The 18,972-nt window shown below is 43.6% G+C and carries 18 protein-coding genes; 4 read left to right on the top strand and 14 right to left on the bottom strand.

Annotation, left to right across the window (positions count from 1 at the left end; all coding sequences use genetic code 11):
• Window positions 1-74: 74 nt before the first annotated feature.
• Window positions 75-1,190, top strand: coding sequence for an NAD(P)/FAD-dependent oxidoreductase (locus EYS00_RS04975; RefSeq protein WP_130635449.1), 1,116 nt, complete (start codon window positions 75-77; stop codon window positions 1,188-1,190).
• Here the strand turns inward: EYS00_RS04975 and EYS00_RS04970 are convergent.
• The 9 genes from EYS00_RS04970 to EYS00_RS04930 form a co-directional block, all read right to left on the bottom strand.
• The gene (locus EYS00_RS04970) at window positions 1,180-2,658 is read right to left on the bottom strand and encodes a serine hydrolase (protein ID WP_130635448.1); all 1,479 of its coding nucleotides are present in this window, start codon (window positions 2,656-2,658) and stop codon (window positions 1,180-1,182) included. The genes EYS00_RS04975 and EYS00_RS04970 overlap by 11 nt on opposite strands.
• A gap of 41 nt (window positions 2,659-2,699) precedes the next feature.
• A complete protein-coding gene (locus tag EYS00_RS04965) occupies window positions 2,700-2,879 on the bottom strand; it encodes a hypothetical protein (RefSeq protein WP_141252465.1) in 180 nt (59 codons plus the stop codon).
• Window positions 2,876-3,547, bottom strand: a complete 672-nt coding sequence (locus tag EYS00_RS04960; protein ID WP_130635447.1) for a TrmB family transcriptional regulator — start codon at window positions 3,545-3,547, stop codon at window positions 2,876-2,878. Before EYS00_RS04960 ends, EYS00_RS04965 begins: the two co-directional genes overlap by 4 nt.
• Before the next feature lie 93 nt (window positions 3,548-3,640).
• Window positions 3,641-3,904, bottom strand: coding sequence for a hypothetical protein (locus tag EYS00_RS04955; RefSeq protein ID WP_130635446.1), 264 nt, complete (start codon window positions 3,902-3,904; stop codon window positions 3,641-3,643).
• A 7-nt stretch (window positions 3,905-3,911) separates the two neighbouring features.
• On the bottom strand, window positions 3,912-4,595 hold the full coding sequence (locus EYS00_RS04950) for a response regulator (protein ID WP_130635445.1): 684 nt from the start codon (window positions 4,593-4,595) through the stop codon (window positions 3,912-3,914).
• A 525-nt stretch (window positions 4,596-5,120) separates the two neighbouring features.
• Complete coding sequence (locus EYS00_RS04945; protein ID WP_130635444.1) at window positions 5,121-6,476, bottom strand: ATP-binding protein; 1,356 nt, start codon at window positions 6,474-6,476, stop codon at window positions 5,121-5,123.
• Between the two features lie 47 nt (window positions 6,477-6,523).
• Entirely contained in the window at window positions 6,524-9,745 is a 3,222-nt protein-coding gene (locus EYS00_RS04940) for a response regulator (RefSeq protein WP_130635443.1), read from the bottom strand.
• Between the two features lie 20 nt (window positions 9,746-9,765).
• Window positions 9,766-9,969 (bottom strand): hypothetical protein, encoded by a 204-nt coding sequence (locus EYS00_RS04935; RefSeq protein ID WP_130635442.1) that lies wholly within the window; start codon window positions 9,967-9,969, stop codon window positions 9,766-9,768.
• A 1-nt stretch (window position 9,970) separates the two neighbouring features.
• On the bottom strand, window positions 9,971-10,810 hold the full coding sequence (locus EYS00_RS04930; protein ID WP_130635441.1) for an SAM-dependent methyltransferase: 840 nt from the start codon (window positions 10,808-10,810) through the stop codon (window positions 9,971-9,973).
• A 149-nt stretch (window positions 10,811-10,959) separates the two neighbouring features.
• Here EYS00_RS04930 and EYS00_RS04925 point away from each other — a divergent pair, with 149 nt between their 5' ends.
• On the top strand, window positions 10,960-12,036 hold the full coding sequence (locus EYS00_RS04925) for a type 1 glutamine amidotransferase domain-containing protein (RefSeq protein ID WP_130635440.1): 1,077 nt from the start codon (window positions 10,960-10,962) through the stop codon (window positions 12,034-12,036).
• Between the two features lie 60 nt (window positions 12,037-12,096).
• Here the strand turns inward: EYS00_RS04925 and EYS00_RS04920 are convergent, their stop codons facing one another.
• The 3 genes from EYS00_RS04920 to EYS00_RS04910 all read right to left on the bottom strand — a co-directional run bounded on the left by EYS00_RS04920 (window position 12,097) and on the right by EYS00_RS04910 (window position 13,825).
• Window positions 12,097-12,816, bottom strand: coding sequence for a hypothetical protein (locus EYS00_RS04920; protein ID WP_130635439.1), 720 nt, complete (start codon window positions 12,814-12,816; stop codon window positions 12,097-12,099).
• A gap of 126 nt (window positions 12,817-12,942) precedes the next feature.
• The gene (locus EYS00_RS04915) at window positions 12,943-13,308 is read right to left on the bottom strand and encodes a DUF6768 family protein (RefSeq protein WP_130635438.1); all 366 of its coding nucleotides are present in this window, start codon (window positions 13,306-13,308) and stop codon (window positions 12,943-12,945) included.
• Window positions 13,295-13,825 (bottom strand): RNA polymerase sigma factor, encoded by a 531-nt coding sequence (locus tag EYS00_RS04910; RefSeq protein WP_130635437.1) that lies wholly within the window; start codon window positions 13,823-13,825, stop codon window positions 13,295-13,297. The genes EYS00_RS04915 and EYS00_RS04910 overlap by 14 nt, the downstream gene beginning before the upstream one ends.
• A 255-nt stretch (window positions 13,826-14,080) precedes the next feature.
• Between EYS00_RS04910 and EYS00_RS04905 the strand changes: the two genes are divergently transcribed.
• Window positions 14,081-14,794 carry a hypothetical protein gene (locus EYS00_RS04905; RefSeq protein WP_130635436.1) on the top strand — a complete coding sequence of 238 codons (714 nt, stop codon included), beginning with the start codon at window positions 14,081-14,083 and terminating at the stop codon, window positions 14,792-14,794.
• 66 nt (window positions 14,795-14,860) lie between these two features.
• Window positions 14,861-15,691, top strand: coding sequence for an HAD family hydrolase (locus EYS00_RS04900; RefSeq protein WP_130635435.1), 831 nt, complete (start codon window positions 14,861-14,863; stop codon window positions 15,689-15,691).
• Between the two features lie 7 nt (window positions 15,692-15,698).
• Here EYS00_RS04900 and EYS00_RS04895 read toward each other — a convergent pair whose 3' ends face one another.
• Together EYS00_RS04895 and pbpC are read right to left on the bottom strand one after the other, a co-directional pair.
• Window positions 15,699-16,574 carry an alpha/beta fold hydrolase gene (locus tag EYS00_RS04895; RefSeq protein WP_165399312.1) on the bottom strand — a complete coding sequence of 292 codons (876 nt, stop codon included), beginning with the start codon at window positions 16,572-16,574 and terminating at the stop codon, window positions 15,699-15,701.
• 23 nt (window positions 16,575-16,597) lie between these two features.
• The gene (gene pbpC, locus EYS00_RS04890; RefSeq protein ID WP_242618663.1) at window positions 16,598-18,907 is read right to left on the bottom strand and encodes a penicillin-binding protein 1C; all 2,310 of its coding nucleotides are present in this window, start codon (window positions 18,905-18,907) and stop codon (window positions 16,598-16,600) included.
• Window positions 18,908-18,972 lie beyond the last annotated feature (65 nt).

Below are 18,972 nucleotides of genomic sequence, written 5' to 3'. Positions count from 1 at the left end.
TTGAGTTTTCGATATGCTGTTGAATAATAATGGGCTACATCTAACGATAAGAATTGACAACCACAAGGACACTAATGTCTGAAAAAATCGACCATGTTGTGATAGGCGCTGGAGTGATTGGCCTTGCCATCGCCCGTGAGTTGGCACTGGCCGGCCGCGAGGTTATTGTGCTTGAGGCGGCACCTATCATTGGCTCGGGAATTAGCTCCCGTAATAGCGAGGTGATTCATGCAGGCATTTATTATCCGCAGAATTCATCAAAAGCCTTTCATTGTGTTCGAGGCAAACAGCTTCTTTACGACTATTGTCAGTCAAATCACATAGAACATCGTCGCTGTGGCAAGCTCATTGTCGCTGGGAATGCCGAGCAGCAAGAGATGCTCAAGCAGGTTTATCAAAAAGGCCTAGCCAATGGAGTTAGCGATTTAAGGTTTCTGTCTAAAACCGATGTGATGCAGCTAGAGCCAGAATTAGAGGTATATTCAGCCATCATGTCTCCCTCTACGGGGATTATCGATTCACATGGTTTAATGACCCAATTGCATGCCGATATTGAGCGTTTAGGCGGCATGGTGGTGTGCAATACACCAGTACAAAGCGGCGAGCTAGAAGGCGGCGAGTGGCATTTGCAATTAAATGACCAAGAGCAAAGCCGAATTCGATGTAAGCGAGTAGTCAATGCCACTGGGCTTTCCGCCGTTAGCCTTGCTAAGGCGTTGACAACAGATTCCAATCATTTGCCGCAAGCGGCGTTTGCAAAGGGGAGTTATTTTTCGCTGTCGGGGAAAGCTCCATTTTCAAGGCTGGTGTATCCACTGCCAGAAGCTGGTGGTTTGGGAGTTCACTATACGCTGGACTTACAAGGTCGTGGACGGTTTGGCCCCGATGTAGAGTGGATCGATAACATTGATTATCAGGTAGATGCTAGCAAAGTAGCTGCTTTTAAACACCGCGTTGCAGACTATTGGCCAGGGGTTGAAGCACGAGAGCTGCAACCTGATTATGCAGGTATTCGACCAAAGCTAATGAGAGAAGGGCAACCCGCTGAAGATTTTGTGATTCAAAATGGCGCAAGTTTCGGACGAGCCGGGCTTTTCAATTTACTGGGAATAGAATCGCCCGGTTTAACGTCTTGTTTGTCGATTGCGCAAGACGTAGCGCAATTGGTTATGCAACCCATCACTGATTAAACTTAAACCAGTATTCTCGATACTTCAGATACCGCTGTTTGTCACTTGCTTGCATAAAAACAATATCTTCAATGCTATTCGGTAAAAACTCCACACTGAGTGTATGCGGCGCATTTCCAACAAGTAAGGCGCTTTGTAAGCTTCCCCACTTTAGGAGGTAGGTGCCGTCTGAATGTTGGCTTACTACAATGTTACCTAAAGTGTCGTGGCTAAAGTTGCCAACATACATGGCGTTTAGTTGTAGGGCTTTTTCAGGGATTACAGAACTCTTGTTCTCATAAAAGCGAGTGGCTGATTCTTGTACAAAAGCTTCGTAATCCTCAATAATCTCGTTTATTTCTTCTTCTGGTTTATCTAATGCTATGGCGTATACCAGCTTTTCTAGCGCGTAGGCTAAGTCGCCGCCCCATTTATCTTGGTTACTTAAAACCACTAAACCAATTTGTTTTTCGGGCATGATCGACATGTAGGTACTGGCACCCGAATACCCACCTCTGTGCTCTAAAATACGCTGATCAAAAATATCGCGATTAAACCACCCCCAACCATAGCTCTGCTCATGGCCAAACATAGAGTGAGTTATGAGTGACTCATGGGACTTGGCAATGACTTCTTTAGGTATTACTTGAGTACCCTCCAAAATGCCCCCATTAACCTGTGCGAGTAGGAATTTTGCCATGTCTTGGGCGGTAGTAATCATTCCGCCAGCAGCGTGCATACTGTCATCTGTTTTGATGAGATAAACGGGAGTTGTTGGCGTAGGCGACTTAACTGAATAGCCTTTGGCAAGTGCCCAATCGTTGCTCGTGGCATCGCTCATGAGCGCTGAGGTTTGATTCATACCCAATGGCTTGAAAATATTGGTCGCTAGCTGAGTTTGCCAATTGGTTTCAAACGTATTGTCCATCCAATGACTCAAAATATTGTAACCCACATTGGTATAATCAAATGTGCCGAGCGGAGCATTAGGGTTAACGTAAGAGTCTTCCAACAGTTGATTAATCAGGTCGTTGTCATATTGCCCGGTGTAAGCGGTCACTTGTATCAATGGCCAACTGTCTATACCGCTGGTGTGACGTAACAAATCCGTGATGGTTACTTTGTCGCTTTGAATCGCAGGTTTGAAATCAATATCGGGAAACATAGCATTCAAAGTAGTATTCGTATCAACTTTTCCACTGTGTTCCATCAGTAGCGTATTTAATGCGTAGAACGCTTTGGTCATAGAGGCTATATAAAACACCGTATTTTCATTAACAGGCGTTTGGTTTTGAATATCTGAGTACCCAAAATAGCCCTCGTAAATGACTTCATCGCCCTTCACAACAGCTACTGCCGTACCTGAATTCAACTGAATGATGCCTTTGTTGTTAAGGATGTACTCATCCACTTTATCAAACGGGTTTGCCATGATTGACCCTGACAACAGGGTCATAATCAAAGATAGGCATAGTGTTACTTTTCTCACGGTTTATGTCCTTTTTTCTATACGTGCGAAACTAGGTTGAGCTAGATTTTGTATCGTGCTTTGTAACGCTGAAAAACAACATTCTCGGCGCTTAACGGATGAAGATGTTCTGTGTCTGTAAGCACGGTTTTGGCTTGCTCAAGCTCGTTGTTTTTCAAAAAATCTTTGAGGTCAGTGAGTACTTGGCCGTACAAAATTTGTGTGTGCATTGTCATACTCATGAGGGCACTTTGACTCTGAAAGGCCTGAATGACTTTCTTTTGTTTTTCGAAAGCATAGCGAGTACAAATTGAGATCCATCACAACTTATGCTGAATGCAACGTCATCCGTTTTTTCATGAATAGGTGCGCCATGTCTGCGAAGTGTTGTGATAACGCCAGGAAGATCCGCGTTCTCGTAGAGTTTAACTCGCACTTCTACCCCACGTTTGGCAGCGTTAACCAATGCATCAGAGAGCAGAGGAAGTGCCTCTGGCTCTATATCCCCAAGAACTATCGATTCGGCCTTTTCTATCATTTTGAGGCTGGTTTCAATCACCTGATTGCGGTTATCTATTTGATAAATCTGCTCGTCGATATCAGGTTGAATAACCGATTCTAATTGCTCACTTAATTGTTCAAGGGTGTGTTCAAACTGCTTCCTGTGCTTATCAAGCAGTGTTTGCCAGTCTACCGCGTTGAACATTTTGTTGTTGCCAGACGCCGAAATAACTCCACCTTTTTGACCCAACGTATCCAGTGCTTTATACACATTGGCAGCGGGTTTATTGATACCCTTTCCAATGGAGTAGCCTGTACTTACACCGTTCTTAAGCAAATACAGGTATATCTCACTTTCGAGCTGAGTGAAGCCTAATGTTTGAAATTGTGTAGTAATCTCTTCGTACATTATTTAATTATTAGTAGTTAGTGCTACTAATAATTAAATAGATCAAAAGGAAGGTTGTCAACTGTAGGTGTAAAATCTCTACGCGGATTGCTACTAGGCTTTTATTAATGATGTTATTGCGTGAATTTTTGATTCAAAATCCAGCACTTTAGCGAGGAGCTTCTTAACGGCTAATTCATTGTTCTCATACATGCCATCTTCTATTGCCTCTAGTTGCATAGATATACCCGATAATGATGTTCTCAAATCTTTTGAGACTAGATGAAGGTCTGTTCCCAGTTCGCGGCAAATCTCTTCGTGATTAGACTTGGCCTCTTTACCAATATGCTTTGCAGTTTTAGGCGTACAAATCGTCATAGGAGCATCAGCTTCGCTGTGGTACTGGTTCGTATTTATAGCCAGCGCCATAAATGGAACGAATGAGTTCATGCTCTGTTTCTAACTTTTTTAGTTTTTTCCGCAGATTACGAATATGGCTGTCTACCGTGCGGTCGTTTATTTCTCGGTAGTCTCGGTAAACTCTATCCATAATATGGTTTCGATTGAAAATACGGTTCGGGTTTGAAAACAATAAGTCGAATAGGGCAAATTCTACGGCGGTGAGTTCGACAACAATATCACCAAGCTTCACACTGAAGTCTTTGCTATCCAGTATTAGTGTCTGTTTTGGGGGGATTATTTTGTTTAATCGTCGCAGATTTGCTTTTGTACGAGCGACGAGTTCTTTCGTACTGTATGGTTTGCAGACATAGTCGTCAGCCCCTAACTCTAATCCCAGTAATCGATCAACTTCTTCAATCTTCGCTGTAGTCATGATTATTGGCACATCAGAAAAATCACGTACTTCCTTGCATATGTCGATTCCACTCTTTGATGGCAAATCAATATCTAACAGGATCAAAGCGGGATTATTTGTTTTGGTCCAAGCAACAACATGAGCGCCATCAGCCATCCAGTGTACTTTATAGTTGGCATTCTCCATGTACATTATGACAATTTCAGCAATATCTTCATCGTCTTCTACAAGTAAAATGGTGGGGGTATTCATGCTACCTTTTAACTCACATCGGGTTGTGCTTAGATTCGGAGCTTACCATATCGTCTGGAATTGCTTTCAAAATCATTCTGGGTTTAATGAGTTTTAATCTGGGCTTTTGGGACTCTACGCAAGGCTAGAATTGTTAGCGCAAGCACAAAAATCGTGATTGATTTGGGCTCTGAAACAGAGAGTCTCGGCGTTAGGGTAATATCATTACGCCGCTCAGTGAGAGTTATAGATACGTTGTTTATGTTTGCTTTACTACTGGATACTTCCCAACTCGTATTGGTCTCAGAGGCAACGTTTTGAATAGCCCTGGCATTTGCAACATTCTCCCAAGCTAATAGCGTCCAGAGAAAAGTCACAATCGCTAATTTCAGTTGTAATGTATGCATACTTTTTGTCCCACAAAAACTAGAAGAGATAGACTTAATCTCTCCTATAGTCAGAATCTAATCGAACAGACTAGGATAGAAATATGCAGAGAATATGCAGAGTAGCAGAATGAATGGAAACTTCAGACGAATTTAATCGTTACCCTCTTGCTGGCAAGGACATTATGGGTAGTCTTACAACAACACCTAGCCCGCCTAAATCAGAGTGGGCCGCTGAAACCCCTCCCTCGTGAGCGTTGATAATAGACTCAACAATTGAAAGCCCTAAACCAGAGCCTCCATTGGAACGGTTTTTGGTGTTTTCGGCCTGATAAAGGCGATTGAATAGGTTCTCCAAATCTGTATCGGCAACGCCCGGAGCGGTATCTTCAAAGGTAATAGTAACCTCGTCTTGCTCGGTAGACATTGTTATGCGGATCACGCCATTAGAGTCTGTATAGCGAATAGAGTTTTTAATCAGGTTATTAAACGCTTGTAGCAGGCGACCTCTGTCGGCGTAGACATGTATGTCTTGGTTAGACTCATAATACATGTTCAACGAGAGCTTAGATCTAATGGCTGATGCTTGGAAGGATTCAACGGATTCTTCGATAATAGAGGTAATTTCTTCCTCTCGCTTGTTTAAAACTAAAGAATCACTCTCCATCAATGACAAGTGATACAAGTCTCCGACCATATGATTGAGATTACTCAACTTCTTTTGAAGTAAGCTGTATGACTTCTCACTGTGATCGAGGGCGCCGTCTTCCATTGCCTCTAGTTGCATTTTGATGTTGGCGAGTGGTGTGCGTAAGTCATGAGTAACATCTGCAAGCATTTTGTTTTTCTGTTCCATTAACTTGGCTAATCTCTCAGACAGGTCAGATGCCAGAATAAATACCGTGAACAGTCCCATGGCAATGAATGCCCCGGGTAGAACTACAAAGTTCACCATTATATAGAACTCGAGTAGTACCTCGTTCCTTGTTTCACCCTGCATAAGCGCGATGCTCCCCGCAACGAGCTGAAATATTGCTAGGGTGATGTACGCTGACGCTGCTCCAATTTCGGCAGGCATGGTTTTCTTGGGGTGCTTCAGAATTATAATTCCGACGCAAAACAACAGTAGCGCGTTATAAAATACGTATAACGACATACTTAAACCTGCATAAGGTTCTATCGCTGTGAAATAAAAGGTCAATAACAAGATAATTGCACTACTACCAAATATATATTTTATCGGTAGCTTGTTTTCACTACGAAGAATATGTCCCCATGCCGCTAAAACAACTGACAACACCGAGAGCGTGCATACGATCATCCAATGTAGTGCAGACGAATCAAATTCACCCTTGTTGATGTTGAAAATTCGCTGAAACACAATAGCGAGGTAGGTTAGTGTCCATAAAAGAGAATACCGTTCTCTTCCCATGGTGCGCCAAGAGAGGTAGAAAATAATGGCGAGAATTGAACTCGTCGTAAGTAATGTCAGTTCAATAAAGAGAATAGCATTCATATAGCGTCTGTATTTTCTATTGCGTTTAATGTGACGTTAACTTCACACTACAGTAAATCACCAACTTTCTTCTTCATCTCAGTTAGCCCTTGATGCAATAGCTCAACCTGATCGCCGAAGTCTTGAATAGTTGACGGTTCATTGTGTTGAATGGCCAGTTCAATTTCAGTGGCAAGCTCTGCTAGTGCAAATCCACCAATGTATTTTAGTGCAGTTACATACATGTGGGCGACTTTGGAGATAGTAGGGTAGTCGCAGGCGTCTATGGCGCCTCTTAGCGAGTCTAGTTCACCTTGCAGGGCGATAAAATCGCTGAGGAGTTCTGTGTATAGGGCTTCATCACCCCTGAGTTTTCTCAACGCTTGTGGTTTGTCGATGAAGGTCAGTGTGTTTAGGTTCGTAGCCCTTTCAACAAGTTTTGGCTGTGGTTTTGATACCTGTGTAGAAGGGCGATCATCAATGGCTTTAGCCATAACATCAAAGAATTTTTGCGGATCAATAGGCTTGTTAATGTGTCCATTCATGCCAGCGGCATGGCTTTTGTCTATATCCTGCTGCATGGCGTGTGCTGTCATCGCAATAATTGGAAGCGTTAGCTTTAACTCGTTTCTGATAATTCTTGTTGCCGTTAACCCGTCCATCACTGGCATTTGAATATCCATTAATACGATGTCGAAGGTGTTGTCGTCTTTGAGAATATCCAAAGCTTCTTGACCATTGTTTGCTAGGGTAACCATAGCGTTGGTGTCGGCGAGCAAGCCCAAGGTTACTTTCTGATTGAGTGAATTGTCTTCAACAAAGAGCAGTCTTTTGCCTGTTAAATCGGGGATCTGTACTGTGTCTATCGGAACACTTTTGCTTGGGATGTTGAGGCAAAGCTCTTGCAATTTATCGATGAGTTCGCTGGTTCCCAAAGGTTTCTTAACGAAGGTATGAATGCCAAGTTGTTTGGCTTGTTCCTTCATTTGAGGGGAGTCGAACGCCGAGAGCATGATGACTTTTGGCTTTTTGATGGAAAAGCCCTGTTTCATGATTGCAGCAACTTCTAAGCCGTCAATATCAGGCATTTTCCAGTCTAAAATGAGTACATCGTAGGGCGCCTTTGTTGCAGTAGCGTGACGCAGTTTGATGATGGCCTCTTGTCCGCCAGCTGCAGTATCCGCTTTGATATTGGCGATAGAGAGCGCCTCGGAAATAGCACGTCTAGATAAACTAACGTCATCGGCAATAAGTACCTTAAGCGCAGATAACTGCTTTGATGGCGACATGATTTGCTGAGTTGGATCCCGCTTGACCTTCACGGTGAAGTAAAAGCTCGAACCCTTACCTACTTGGCTCTCAACCCAAATCTTACCACCCATTAGGCCAGCAAGTTGCTGACAGATTGCCAAGCCCAATCCGGTACCGCCATACCGGCGAGAAATAGTTTCGTCGCCTTGGTTAAAAGGTTGGAATAATCTGGCTTTTTCTTTACTGCTTAGTCCAATACCGGTGTCTTTAACTTCAAACTCAAGCTCTATATCGTCAGTGCTTTCCACACAGCGCACACTCACCGATATCAAGCCGTCTTCTGTGAACTTTACTGCGTTGCTGACCAAATTACTCAGTATTTGCTGCACACGAAGTGGGTCACCTAATAAGTGGAGCGGTACATCCCTTGCGATGTACTGAATGAGTTCAACCTGCTGCTCGTCGGCACGAGCTAAATGAAGCCTTACGGTTTGGTTTATCAGTGCATCTAAATTAAATGGTGTGGACTCAATATCGAGCTTTCCGGCCTCGATCTTTGAAAAATCTAATATGTCATTAATTAGGCCAAGTAAGGTATGTGATGCACCTTCAATTTGAATCAGGTTGGTTTGTTGCTCCTGATTTTCAGCGGCTCGCTGCGACAACTTAGTAAGGCCAATAATGGCGTTTAGCGGTGTGCGAATTTCATGACTCATACGAGCGAGAAAGTCAGATTTTGCTTCGGTGGCTTTTTTCAGGTCGAGGGTAATGTCATTCAGCGCTTTTCGTTGTTGGCGAGTTCGTAGCCACAAACCAATGACCAATATCAAGGATAGAATTACACCGCAGATGAAGTATAGCTGAAAGGTATTTTGCTTTTGCTGAATGAGGTTACGCTGTTCTTTTAACAGGTTGTCTTTTTCCAGCAATTTAATGGTTTCTTCTTTTTCCGATATAGCTAACCGCACACGGTTAAGTGCCAAAGATCTCGATTGCTGCTCATTGAAGCTTTGTTCATAAGCCTGTTGGTATTGCTTCGAATAGTCCAGAGCCGCACGATAGTTCTCTGTAGTTTCTAACAGCGAGATTAATTGTTCTAGTGCTTCGAGTAGATGTACTTTGTCGTTCTGCATTGCGTCTGTATTTAGCGATTTTTCAAGCTCAGTAATGGCGAGTTCAATATTACCTTTTAGTCTATATATTTCAGCGAGTTGCAGTACGTATCCGCTTTCGTTGTATAGGAAGCCCACTTTGCGGTCTGCTTCAGCAGCTTCATTAAGCTTTTTAAGTGCTTCATTGAGATTGTTTTGCGCGATGTGCAAATCTGTCATGGTGCTATAAACAATGCTAATAAATGGATATTCATCTTTTTTCAGCAGGTCATTTGCAAGTAGCAGGCTCACTTGCGCTTCTTTATATCGCCCTAGCTCTGTATGCGCAAAGCCCTGAAGGTAGTATGCGATACCTTCATTTCTCGGGCTATTAAGTCGTTGCGCGGCAGCCAAATAGCGTTTGCCAATAACCAACAATTGCTCGTAGTCTTTTAAGGAGCTGTAGACGTTTCCTAGTGTCGAGTAAACGCTCAAAATACGTTCACTTTCCAGACTAATGTACAAATCTAGCGCGTTATACAAGGCTTCTAATGCACTGGCGTGCTCCCCTGATAGATCAAGAATTAACCCCTCCAGTCGGTAGGATTCTGCGAGTACATTTTTGTTGTGATGCTTGTTCGCTAATTCTCTGGCTTCAAGTAGAACTTCGTATCCTGAGATATAGTTTTGCCGCAATATGAAGTTGTACGACTTCATAGTTAAATAGATGGCATGGTCATTATGTTCAGGGTTTAATGCGAAGAAAGTGTCCAGTTCAGCTAACGTAGCTTCCAGTGTAGAGTCGTTGGTCTGAATAAGTTCCGTTAGTGTATTTAGCTGGGGAAGAGAGTAGGTAGACGTAGCGTCGTCCAGTGCTGCCTCTACGGCAAATACACTGAGCACTGTCACCATTAAAATGGCGATTACTTTAAGGTAAAGACAACGCATACTTTTCTACTGAGCGTTCCTTAGTAGTGAATAACTCGAACAGCTCTTTTGGCATCACTAAAACGCTTTTCTAACTCGTCCCAGTTTTTGTCTTCAAAGAGTTTCACGTCTTCGTCTGATAAGCCGTATTTTTTTGCTGTTCCAATAGGATCTTTCTTGTACTTTTCCAATAACTCGCTGTTGGTATCTAACTCTACTAAAAATTCTTCAATTGATTTAGCCATCTTAATTTCCTTTTTCACTTAAGTTAGGGTTTCGGTAGTTACTTACTTCTTGCTCTGTTAAACCTAGCTTGGCGAGCCTATCTTGGCGATATTTTGGCAAGCCTAACGATGGAACAACTAGCGTCGAAATCAACGTAGTTGGAGTATTTACAAGTTCACTAAGTCGAATCTTTTGAATCTTAGGCTCGCATACGGGCAACGTTGCGGCCTCATAAACAATGAGTTCATGATCTTCAGGGTAGTTTTCTAGCAATATTTCAGTAAGCAAAACCAACCCTGGTTTATTGTGTTCAGAATTTAGCACTTTAAGTGTAGCTTCACCCGCTAATCCAATCTGCCATATGATTTGGGTCATGTATGGGTCTATGCGGTAATCGCGAAACAGGAATTGTGTGGCCTCGTAAGATTGGCAACCATATTGCGACGGGTCGATGCCTAGGTCAGCTATAAGGCAATCTTCTGCTGATATGCCTGGTAGCATTGTTGCACTTAAGCCTAGTGCGCGGACTTTTCTAATGGCGTCGTGAGAGGGCGTAACGAATACACCGGCGTGACCATAAAAGGCAGCGCACACTTTGTTACCTTCAACTACAGCTTGAACGATACGGTCAGCCATTTGCTCATAAGTATGGGCGCGAGATTTACCTTCCATGTACAAGTCATCTAAAGATACACAGTTGGGATTGAGCGTTGTAACAATATGCTCGCCGACCTTATTCATAATACCCATGAATACTATGTCGGCGTTCTCAATATGACTTTTTGCGGCAAGTGTTATTTGGCCTGCAACACTGATCCCAGTACCAACAACGACTAACTCTCCCTTTTTAGCTGTGCTCATGACTTCCTTTTTCAATTTTTGCGCATGACAACTCAATCACTATAAATTAGATTCGAACAATATGCTATATCACCTTTCTGGATTGATTTCACATTCGTTTCACGCCAAGAGAAGTAGTTTGTTATTAACAACTTGAAGGAGAGATTAGCGTGATTAAAAAACTGGTAATTAGCGTTGTTATTTTAGTGGGGCTCATGTCGGCATCGCTATACGGGGCAAAGTCTTGGGTTAAAGGGTTGCTTCCTGATAAGTCTCATTTCGAAACGCTTAAACAAACACAAACTCAAGATCTTACTTATGTCACACAAGATGTACCTAGCTATCGCGGAAAGATTCTCGCTGTGGTTACCAGTGTTGATCGAATGGGGGACGACAAACAAACGGGTTATGAACACACTGAGTTGGCAAGAGCCTATTGGGTATTTGTGGCGAACGGGTTTGAAGTTGATATCGCCAGCCCTAAAGGCGGAAAGCCACCCGTTGTGATAGACGGTGAAGATATGGGACGCTTTGACTATGCCTTTTTGAACGATGCCGACATACAAAGCAAGGTTAACAACTCGATGCCGCTTTCGGAGATAAATCCTGATGACTATGAAGCGGTATATTTTGTAGGCGGAAAAGGCACCATGTTTGATTTTCCAGACAATCCGGATATTCAACATATTACTAAATCACTGTATCAAGGTGGCAAAGTAGTGAGTGCTGTATGTCATGGTCCAGCTGCTTTGGTCAATGTGTTACTGGACAACGGAGAGTCGCTGATCGCCAACAAGCAGATCAGCGGATTTACCAATGAAGAAGAATTATTTTTGATTCCAGATGCAAAACAAATTTTTCCATTTCTATTAGAAGATAAATTGCGAGAACAGGGCGCGCAGTTCAACCCTGGTATGGTGTACTTAGAGCAAGTAGTACAAGACGGCAAGCTCATTACTGGGCAAAATCCGTGGTCGGTATGGAAGATGGCAGAAATGGTGGTTGCTGAGCTAGGGTACGAGCCCAAGGTGCGAAAACTGACTCCAGAAGAGTATTCAGTGGCCCTATTAATGACTTATAAGCTGCAAGGTTTTGACGCAGCGATAGCCATGGTAGAAGAGCAGCCAGAGGTATTTCAACGGATATTAATTCTAATGCATGGAATCATGGCATTGATGAAATGGGACATTGTTGAAGGCATCGATTTGTTCTCTATTGCTAGCAGAATCAGAGATTTGACCGCTTAGTAAGTGTTGATTGTTAAACCTAGCCGCAGTATTTGACTGCGGCTTTTTATTGTCAGTTTCTTAGTGCTGTTCGCCATAATACTGATAGCCAGAGTAGGTATCGGTTGAGGTTTCGTCGATTTTGGTGAAGAAAGCGAATCGACCTTTCATATCCAGTGTTGTTTGGTGGGGCAATATTGCGCCCTGACGTTTTGTGAAGCTGAAGGTCATTTTTAAATCGCTGATGGTTGCGCTAAATATCGGTGAAAAATCGGCATTGTTAACCACAATAATTTTCTCGATAAATCCTAGTTCTTCGTTGTAGCGTAAGGTGCCTTGGAGTTTTCCATTCGCATCATCACCCAGTTTTGCTATTTGTACTGGAAATCCTATCTCTGTGATTTCTCCATTGCTCGCAATGAACTCAAGTTCGTTTAGGTTGATGAGTTCACGTAAGTCTATCAACAGGCTATTTCCTCCATTTTTGGAATGCTCAAGTTTCTCAGCCTTAAACGCATTTTGCTGTGCGTTGGTTGGGGCATTATTGTTGATACTGACGAGTTCCCACATGTTCTCACTTTCGTGATTAGGATCATATCGTTCAACACTTTGACTAATATCGCCCTCTTCGTTTTCAAAACGAGACACTGTATATGCCCATTGCTGCCTTGGCGTTTGTTCAACCGCTATAATGGCTTGTTCAATTTTCTCTTCGAGTTGTTGTGTGAGTGTTTTGTCTGACGCAGATGTGGCGCTAACGTGAATAGCCAACGCCAAAGGTAACCAGTGTTGAATACGCATAGTTTTCTCGTTATTGATAAAAAAGAAAATAGCGTAAAAAAAGTGATGTGAAACCCTTGTGAAATAAGCCTTAGATCCTCTCCCTTGCTCTCACAACGCACTATAAACACATCACTTTTTCACTTGTTATTTGTCGCGATACTGACTGAGCTCAAGTTCCAAATGCTTAATTGAGCGGAGTAGCGATACTCGATTCATTTCCATCCAGGTCCATAGTTTCATCATAGCTTGTGCAAACAATACAATCACAAAACTGATGCCCCACAACACCCTGTCGTCCAATGAACTCGCGGTAAAAAACTGATAACCCGAGTAAAACATGAGTACGGTTAGTGCAATGGTAATTGCTGTAATCAGTATCATCCAACCTCGCAGGCTACCTTTAAAAGTGTCGGCCAACATGCCAAATAAACCATGCTCCTGTTTGAGCATGGCGTCTAACTGGGCTTGCTCATTTTCTAACTCACGCTTGATATGCTCATCTATCTTCATTTTCATTCTCCAACAATGTCTTTAGTCGGCCTCTGGCCCTGTGTAGCCGAGATTTTATGGTTCCGGCTGATATATTTAGCACCACGGCAATTTCGGTGATTTTAAGTTCGTCGAGGTAAAACAAGTGCAAGCATTGTTTATCTAACTCATTCAGTTCCGCTCTGTCCCAAAGATTACATGGACTTTGATCTACGCTCTGTGGCGCTGCTACTGCGGCGTCAACATCATCCGCTGATGTTTCGTAGCGACTTGCTTTACGTTGTGCATCAACGACACGCCAGCGTAAAATGCGATAGAGCCAAGGCTTAAACAAACTCGGATCCCGCAAATTCCGCAATGATTTAGCAGCGCTCAGCCAAGTATCTTGCACTATGTCTTGGGCCATATCTGTGTTTCGACAAAGCTTCACCGCAAAGCTAACTAACCCTCTGTGGTGCTGTTTTACCAAACTGTGCCAGGCTTTTTTATCACCGGTTTGCGCATCCAATACCAGAAGTGCGCGCTTCGCGTTTTGCATTATTTCCCTCTCTTTTGCCCTAATGACGAGGTAGGGAACAAAAAGGTTCGATGTATAACGAAAATGTTTATATCAAAATCAGCCCTATGACTTGTCACTAATCTCTTTTGATGTGATTTTTATAGCGGCAGACTGTCAGTATTTTTAACAAAATGTAAAAGGTGTTTTTATAACAATATGAAAAATATATTAAATTTCAATGGTATGTAACTTGCTGGAGTGTCCGGTTGAAGTAAAAAATAAAAGGATCACCAAGTGAAGTTGTTCAGAATAGTTTTAACATTTTGCCTATCAATTTTTGCCACCACACTCCAAGCCAGTTTAATCAATGCCATTGATGCAGACGGTACATTAGTTTCCAACGTTTTTTCATCATCTTTTTCAAACTTGGTTGAAACAACGGATTCCAGCACCGCTTATCAAACCGGCGGGTTCTCAGGAAGTTATTTGAGAACAGATGCTTCTGGTACAAGTAGTATGACATTTGTATTTCAAAATCTAGCAGCTCACAGTTCAATAAATTTGGGATTTATTATTGCCCGAATAGGATCTGTTGACCCCTCTCGCGACGATGATGTTTTTTCTGTTACGGTAGACGGCGTTGAAGTAATATCCGGTGGCTTGGGTTTTGGTAATGCTAACGGTTTCTCAGAGCCACTTGTTCACGACTACAAAGAATATGGTGTAACTGCGAATTCGAGTATCGTTACGGCTACACAGTCAGCATATGTTAGTAGTACTTGGGGCACTCATATCTATGACTTTAATGACTTAGATGTTTTTTCAGGTATCAGCCATACGAGTGATACGTTAACCGTAACTATCTCTGCGAGCACAAACCAAGGGTACTCTAATGAAGCATACGGGTTTGATAATGTCTCCATTGGTATAAATTACGTCTCTGCTCCTGCAGGATTACTAGTCGCTTTAGTACCCATGCTCATACTTTGTCTACGACGCGGAAAGTAGGTATCCCTATAATCGGATCGTCGATTCGCTTCGTATACTTATTTACACGCACTCAGATGATTAATTATGGACGTTATATTTTTTGATTTAGACGGTACTTTGCTCAATAAAAATTCTGAGCTGTCCACGTACACTATTGATACCTTGCATATGTTGAGGGATAAGAATATTGCCCATACGGTAGCTACAGGCAGAACTATGTTGTCTGCTCAACGGGTACTGGGCAATCACAGTTTTGACTTACCTCATATATACAGTAATGGAGTAACAGTGTGGGACCCGAGAGACAACGGTCTCACGCTGGAAAATCTGCTTAATCAAAATGAAGTTTCCTATATTGTAGATTATGCACAATCCATCGGTATAACGCCCTTTGTGAATACGGTATCTTCTGATAGTGCTAATCATGAACATTTTGTCTATCACAGCCCGCCAAAGCATCAGGCGGAAAAGGACCTTATCAACAAATATTTTGCGAAAAGTGAATTGATTCAGCGGCCTTTGTCATTACTTTCAGAAGATCAAGCCGTAACAAACATCAGTATGATTGGTGACACGCAAACCATTGGTGAGGTCGATGATTATGTCAGCCGTTACGACAGCCTAGTCGCCTATTCGGGGTATGCCATCGAAGGGGATCACTTGAGCTGGATTGATATCCATCATCGATTAGCCAACAAGGGCAGTGCGGTACAAGCACTTAGCGATCAGTTAGGTGGCAGTAACATTATATGCTTTGGCGACAGTTACAACGATGCCAGCATGTTTAAATTAGCCCATGAAAGTTATGCACCACAAAATGCTAAAGAAGAGATTAAGAAATTAGCCAGTTCCGTGATTGGCCACCATCATGAAGATGGCGTTGCTCAGTTTCTGCGTGAACGGTTTAACTTGTAACACACCATTATTGTTTGGTTAGCAATGTGAACAGTGCCTTTGGCGATTCCATATGCAATAAATGCCCGCTGTTTTCCATACATTCAAATTGCAGGTGGCTGTTATTCAGTGTTCTGAGTGTAGCTAGTCCCACGACCGACAGAATGTCGTCTTTTGCGCCCCAGACGGTCAGGGTTTGTACAGGTGTTTGTGCGAGTAGCTCTTCAAGTGGGTAGTCGAATTGAATGTGGCCATCGTTGAATTTGTGCGTGGTGTAGAACAGCTGCTCATGCACTTGGCATTGAGATTTAGCTCTTCTTAGCATGCATGATAACGCAAAACCGGGAATGAACGGCGGCTTCACAAAACACTTGGCGATTAAGGCTTTGAGGTCACTCTTGTTTTTAGGTAACAATAGAGGCGACTCGCCTTTAAGTATGTCCTGAAAAACCTGAGTGTACTCTGTTTTTTCCACCCCTAACGGGTTTATTAGTGTTAACTGAGTAACATTGGCACTGTTTCTACTTGCGAGTAATGCCGCTAAATAGCCTCCATATGAGTTGCCAATCACACGATATTCTGTGAGACCTTTGGCAGAAATAAAGCGTTCTATTCTTTTCACTTGTTCCAATATTGAGAAGCCCGACTCAGGCATGTAGCTGCCTCCAAACCCAGGAATATCAGGCACAATGACCTTGTAGTGCTTCGACAAATATCCACACAGCGGCGCCCAATTGTCCTTGTCTGCACCAAATCCATGTAGCAGAACAACACTCTCACCTTGGCCACCCTCTAAATAGCTTATTGAGCCTTCCTGCACTGAAAGCGTCTTGATAGAAACACGGTTTACCTTCCGTTGTAATTTCAGGTAGGCTTGATAGCACCATTGTTCAATTGCCTGCATTAATACCATTCCTTTCTATCTGTTCACTCTGCCTCGTACATAAAACCTACCGCGGCAATTTGCCCCGTACCATCAATAATATTGACCTGATTTTCGCCACTTTGTGACAATGGAATTTGTATTTTTTGTGTACCCAAGGTTTTACCTTGATATCGCCCATTGAGATACCAGTGGATATCGCCTTCACTACCATTGGCATTTAATGACAGTGATGGAGAAATTGTCGCCAGGGGCGATTTAACAATTAATGCGTCTTCAATAACTCCGGCTATTTGCAGGTGATGCGAGCTGTTAGCCGAGAGACAGTCCTGTGCCAATGGCGGTATACGTTTATATCTTCGTTGAGTCACAGGAAGATAAGGCTCCGCGGTTACCGGCCACACAGCCAAAGTAGTGGTAGCAGTGTTATAGTCGTTTGAAGAAGTACAGTTGGGAAGTACTCGCTTACCCTCTATGTTAGTCATGACAGTAACTTCGTAGCTCGAGGTATTGCTACTATTGGGTTCAATGAGGCTCGCTGGGGCTGTCTCATCAATCAGCCAAGCGTGCATTTTTTTGAGGCAAACATCAGAAGGCTGTATTGCTGTAGCTGTACCCAAAGGCCAGCATATGGATTGCCGTTTTACGTTAGCTGGCTTCTCTGCAATTAACGTTGCATGTTGGGGGAATAAAGGCAGAATTTGCTTTAACAGTGGCACTGCCGTATTACGACCATAGTTGTCTGGCATCGCCGTACCGTCGGGTCGCCCGATCCAAATGCCTATGGTGTATTGTTCGCTGGTGGCGATAGTCCAAGCGTCTCTGAACCCATATGAGGTGCCGGTTTTATAGGCCATCCGCCGCTTGTTGGTGTATGCAATTTGGTCGGTTGCGTTCTCTAACCCTGATTCGTTTAGTGCATTCACCGTTATCCATGATGCTGCATCGGATACTAACCGGCGCGAGATTGCTTCATTGGTGACGCCGCTTCTATATCGCAATGGTTTGGTGAGGCCGTCAGAGCCAAGGGCAGCATAGGCTTTCACCAAGTCTTCCAAGCTAATACCCACGCCACCGAGTATCATTGATAAGTTAGGTTTAGCGCCTTGGGGGAGTTGCAAAGGGATAGCAGCATTTGCCAGCCGTGAGTAAAATAACTGTGGTTCAAGGGCATCAAGCACCTGCACCGCTGGAACGTTCAACGACCGTTGAAGTGCCAGACGAGCAGTGACAAGGCCACTAAAATGACTGGAGAAGTTTTGCGGCCGATAGTCACCAAACGACAACGGCGTATCCAGCAACATAGACTGTTCATGAATAATGCCTTCGTCCAGCGCCATGGCAAATAACAGAGGTTTCAATGTTGAGCCAGGTGAGCGCAGGGCGGTTACCATGTCTACGTGACCGAATCTGTCGTCATCGCCAAAGTTAGCACTACCTAAGTAGGCTTTGACCTCCATGGTATTGTTGTCCACCACCAGTACGGCACCAGAAGTGTGTTCGGGTAGAGTTCGAATATAGTCAGCTACTTTGTTGCTTAATGCCGCTTGCAGCTCCATTTCAATAGTTGATGAAATAACCGACTGCTGGGGATATTGTTGGCGTAGTCGCCGAGACAAGAGTGGCGCGAGTGTCGCTTGCTTGTGATAACGCGCGTATATGGGCTCTTGAATGGCGTTAATAATCTCATCATGTGACCATACTGACTGGGTGAGTAGTCGCTGAAGCACTTTGTTTCGGGCTTGTTTTGCGCGTTCTGGGTAGCGGTCAGGCCGCAAGCGTGAAGGGGCTTGGGGTAGCACGGCTAGTAACGCTGCTTCCGCTTTTGAAAGTTGCTCGGCGGGTTTGTCCAGGTACCGATAGCTCGCCGCTTGTACGCCTTCTAACGTACCTCCAAAGGGAGCGTAGTTTACGTACAGCGTAAGAATATCAGCTTTGTCGTAATGCCACTCCAACTGAAGCGCTCTGAACATTTGATATAGCTTGCCAGAGATCGACTTGTCGTGAGGGTGGAGCAAGCGCGCCACTTGCATGGTAATGGTTGAGCCACCAGAAACAGGCTCGCCTGTTAACAACCACTGCCAACTTGCGCGGATCAACGAAATGGGGTTAATCCCCGGATGTTGATAAAACCACTGGTCTTCATAATGAAGCAATGCGGTGATGTAATCATCAGACACTTGATCGAGTGTTACAGAGTACCGCCACACACCATTGTTGTCGGCAAACATACGCAGCGGTCGGCCTGTTGCATCTGTAACCACTTGGGCAAAGTCTTGAGTATTGTGAGTTTGCTTTAGCGGAAAGCAATAATCAGCGACCACAAAGCACAACAACAGTGCGCAAGGGAGCATGAGGAGCACGCAAAGTCTCCTCAAACCTTTTGCCCGCAGTGTGCTTACTAATACTGTTCCACGAG

The sequence above is a fragment of the Alteromonas sp. KUL49 genome (assembly GCF_006538345.1).
In the GTDB taxonomy this organism is placed as follows: Bacteria; Pseudomonadota; Gammaproteobacteria; order Enterobacterales; family Alteromonadaceae; genus Alteromonas.
The sequence above is the reverse complement of the archived record's forward strand: the minus strand, read 5'-3'. Positions and strand labels throughout refer to the sequence as shown.

Excerpts from the sequence above, each read along its gene's own strand:
- EYS00_RS04975 (WP_130635449.1), top strand. The coding sequence starts at position 75 with ATGTCTGAAAAAATCGACCATGTTGTGATAGGCGCTGGAGTGATTGGC.
- EYS00_RS04965 (WP_141252465.1), bottom strand. The coding sequence starts at position 2,879 with ATGAGTATGACAATGCACACACAAATTTTGTACGGCCAAGTACTCACT.
- EYS00_RS04960 (WP_130635447.1), bottom strand. The coding sequence starts at position 3,547 with ATGTACGAAGAGATTACTACACAATTTCAAACATTAGGCTTCACTCAG.
- EYS00_RS04955 (WP_130635446.1), bottom strand. The coding sequence starts at position 3,904 with ATGACGATTTGTACGCCTAAAACTGCAAAGCATATTGGTAAAGAGGCC.
- EYS00_RS04950 (WP_130635445.1), bottom strand. The coding sequence starts at position 4,595 with ATGAATACCCCCACCATTTTACTTGTAGAAGACGATGAAGATATTGCT.
- EYS00_RS04945 (WP_130635444.1), bottom strand. The coding sequence starts at position 6,476 with ATGAATGCTATTCTCTTTATTGAACTGACATTACTTACGACGAGTTCA.
- EYS00_RS04940 (WP_130635443.1), bottom strand. The coding sequence starts at position 9,745 with ATGCGTTGTCTTTACCTTAAAGTAATCGCCATTTTAATGGTGACAGTG.
- EYS00_RS04935 (WP_130635442.1), bottom strand. The coding sequence starts at position 9,969 with ATGGCTAAATCAATTGAAGAATTTTTAGTAGAGTTAGATACCAACAGC.
- EYS00_RS04930 (WP_130635441.1), bottom strand. The coding sequence starts at position 10,810 with ATGAGCACAGCTAAAAAGGGAGAGTTAGTCGTTGTTGGTACTGGGATC.
- EYS00_RS04920 (WP_130635439.1), bottom strand. The coding sequence starts at position 12,816 with ATGCGTATTCAACACTGGTTACCTTTGGCGTTGGCTATTCACGTTAGC.
- EYS00_RS04915 (WP_130635438.1), bottom strand. The coding sequence starts at position 13,308 with ATGAAGATAGATGAGCATATCAAGCGTGAGTTAGAAAATGAGCAAGCC.
- EYS00_RS04910 (WP_130635437.1), bottom strand. The coding sequence starts at position 13,825 with ATGCAAAACGCGAAGCGCGCACTTCTGGTATTGGATGCGCAAACCGGT.
- EYS00_RS04900 (WP_130635435.1), top strand. The coding sequence starts at position 14,861 with ATGGACGTTATATTTTTTGATTTAGACGGTACTTTGCTCAATAAAAAT.
- EYS00_RS04895 (WP_165399312.1), bottom strand. The coding sequence starts at position 16,574 with ATGCAGGCAATTGAACAATGGTGCTATCAAGCCTACCTGAAATTACAA.
- pbpC (WP_242618663.1), bottom strand. The coding sequence starts at position 18,907 with ATGCTCCCTTGCGCACTGTTGTTGTGCTTTGTGGTCGCTGATTATTGC.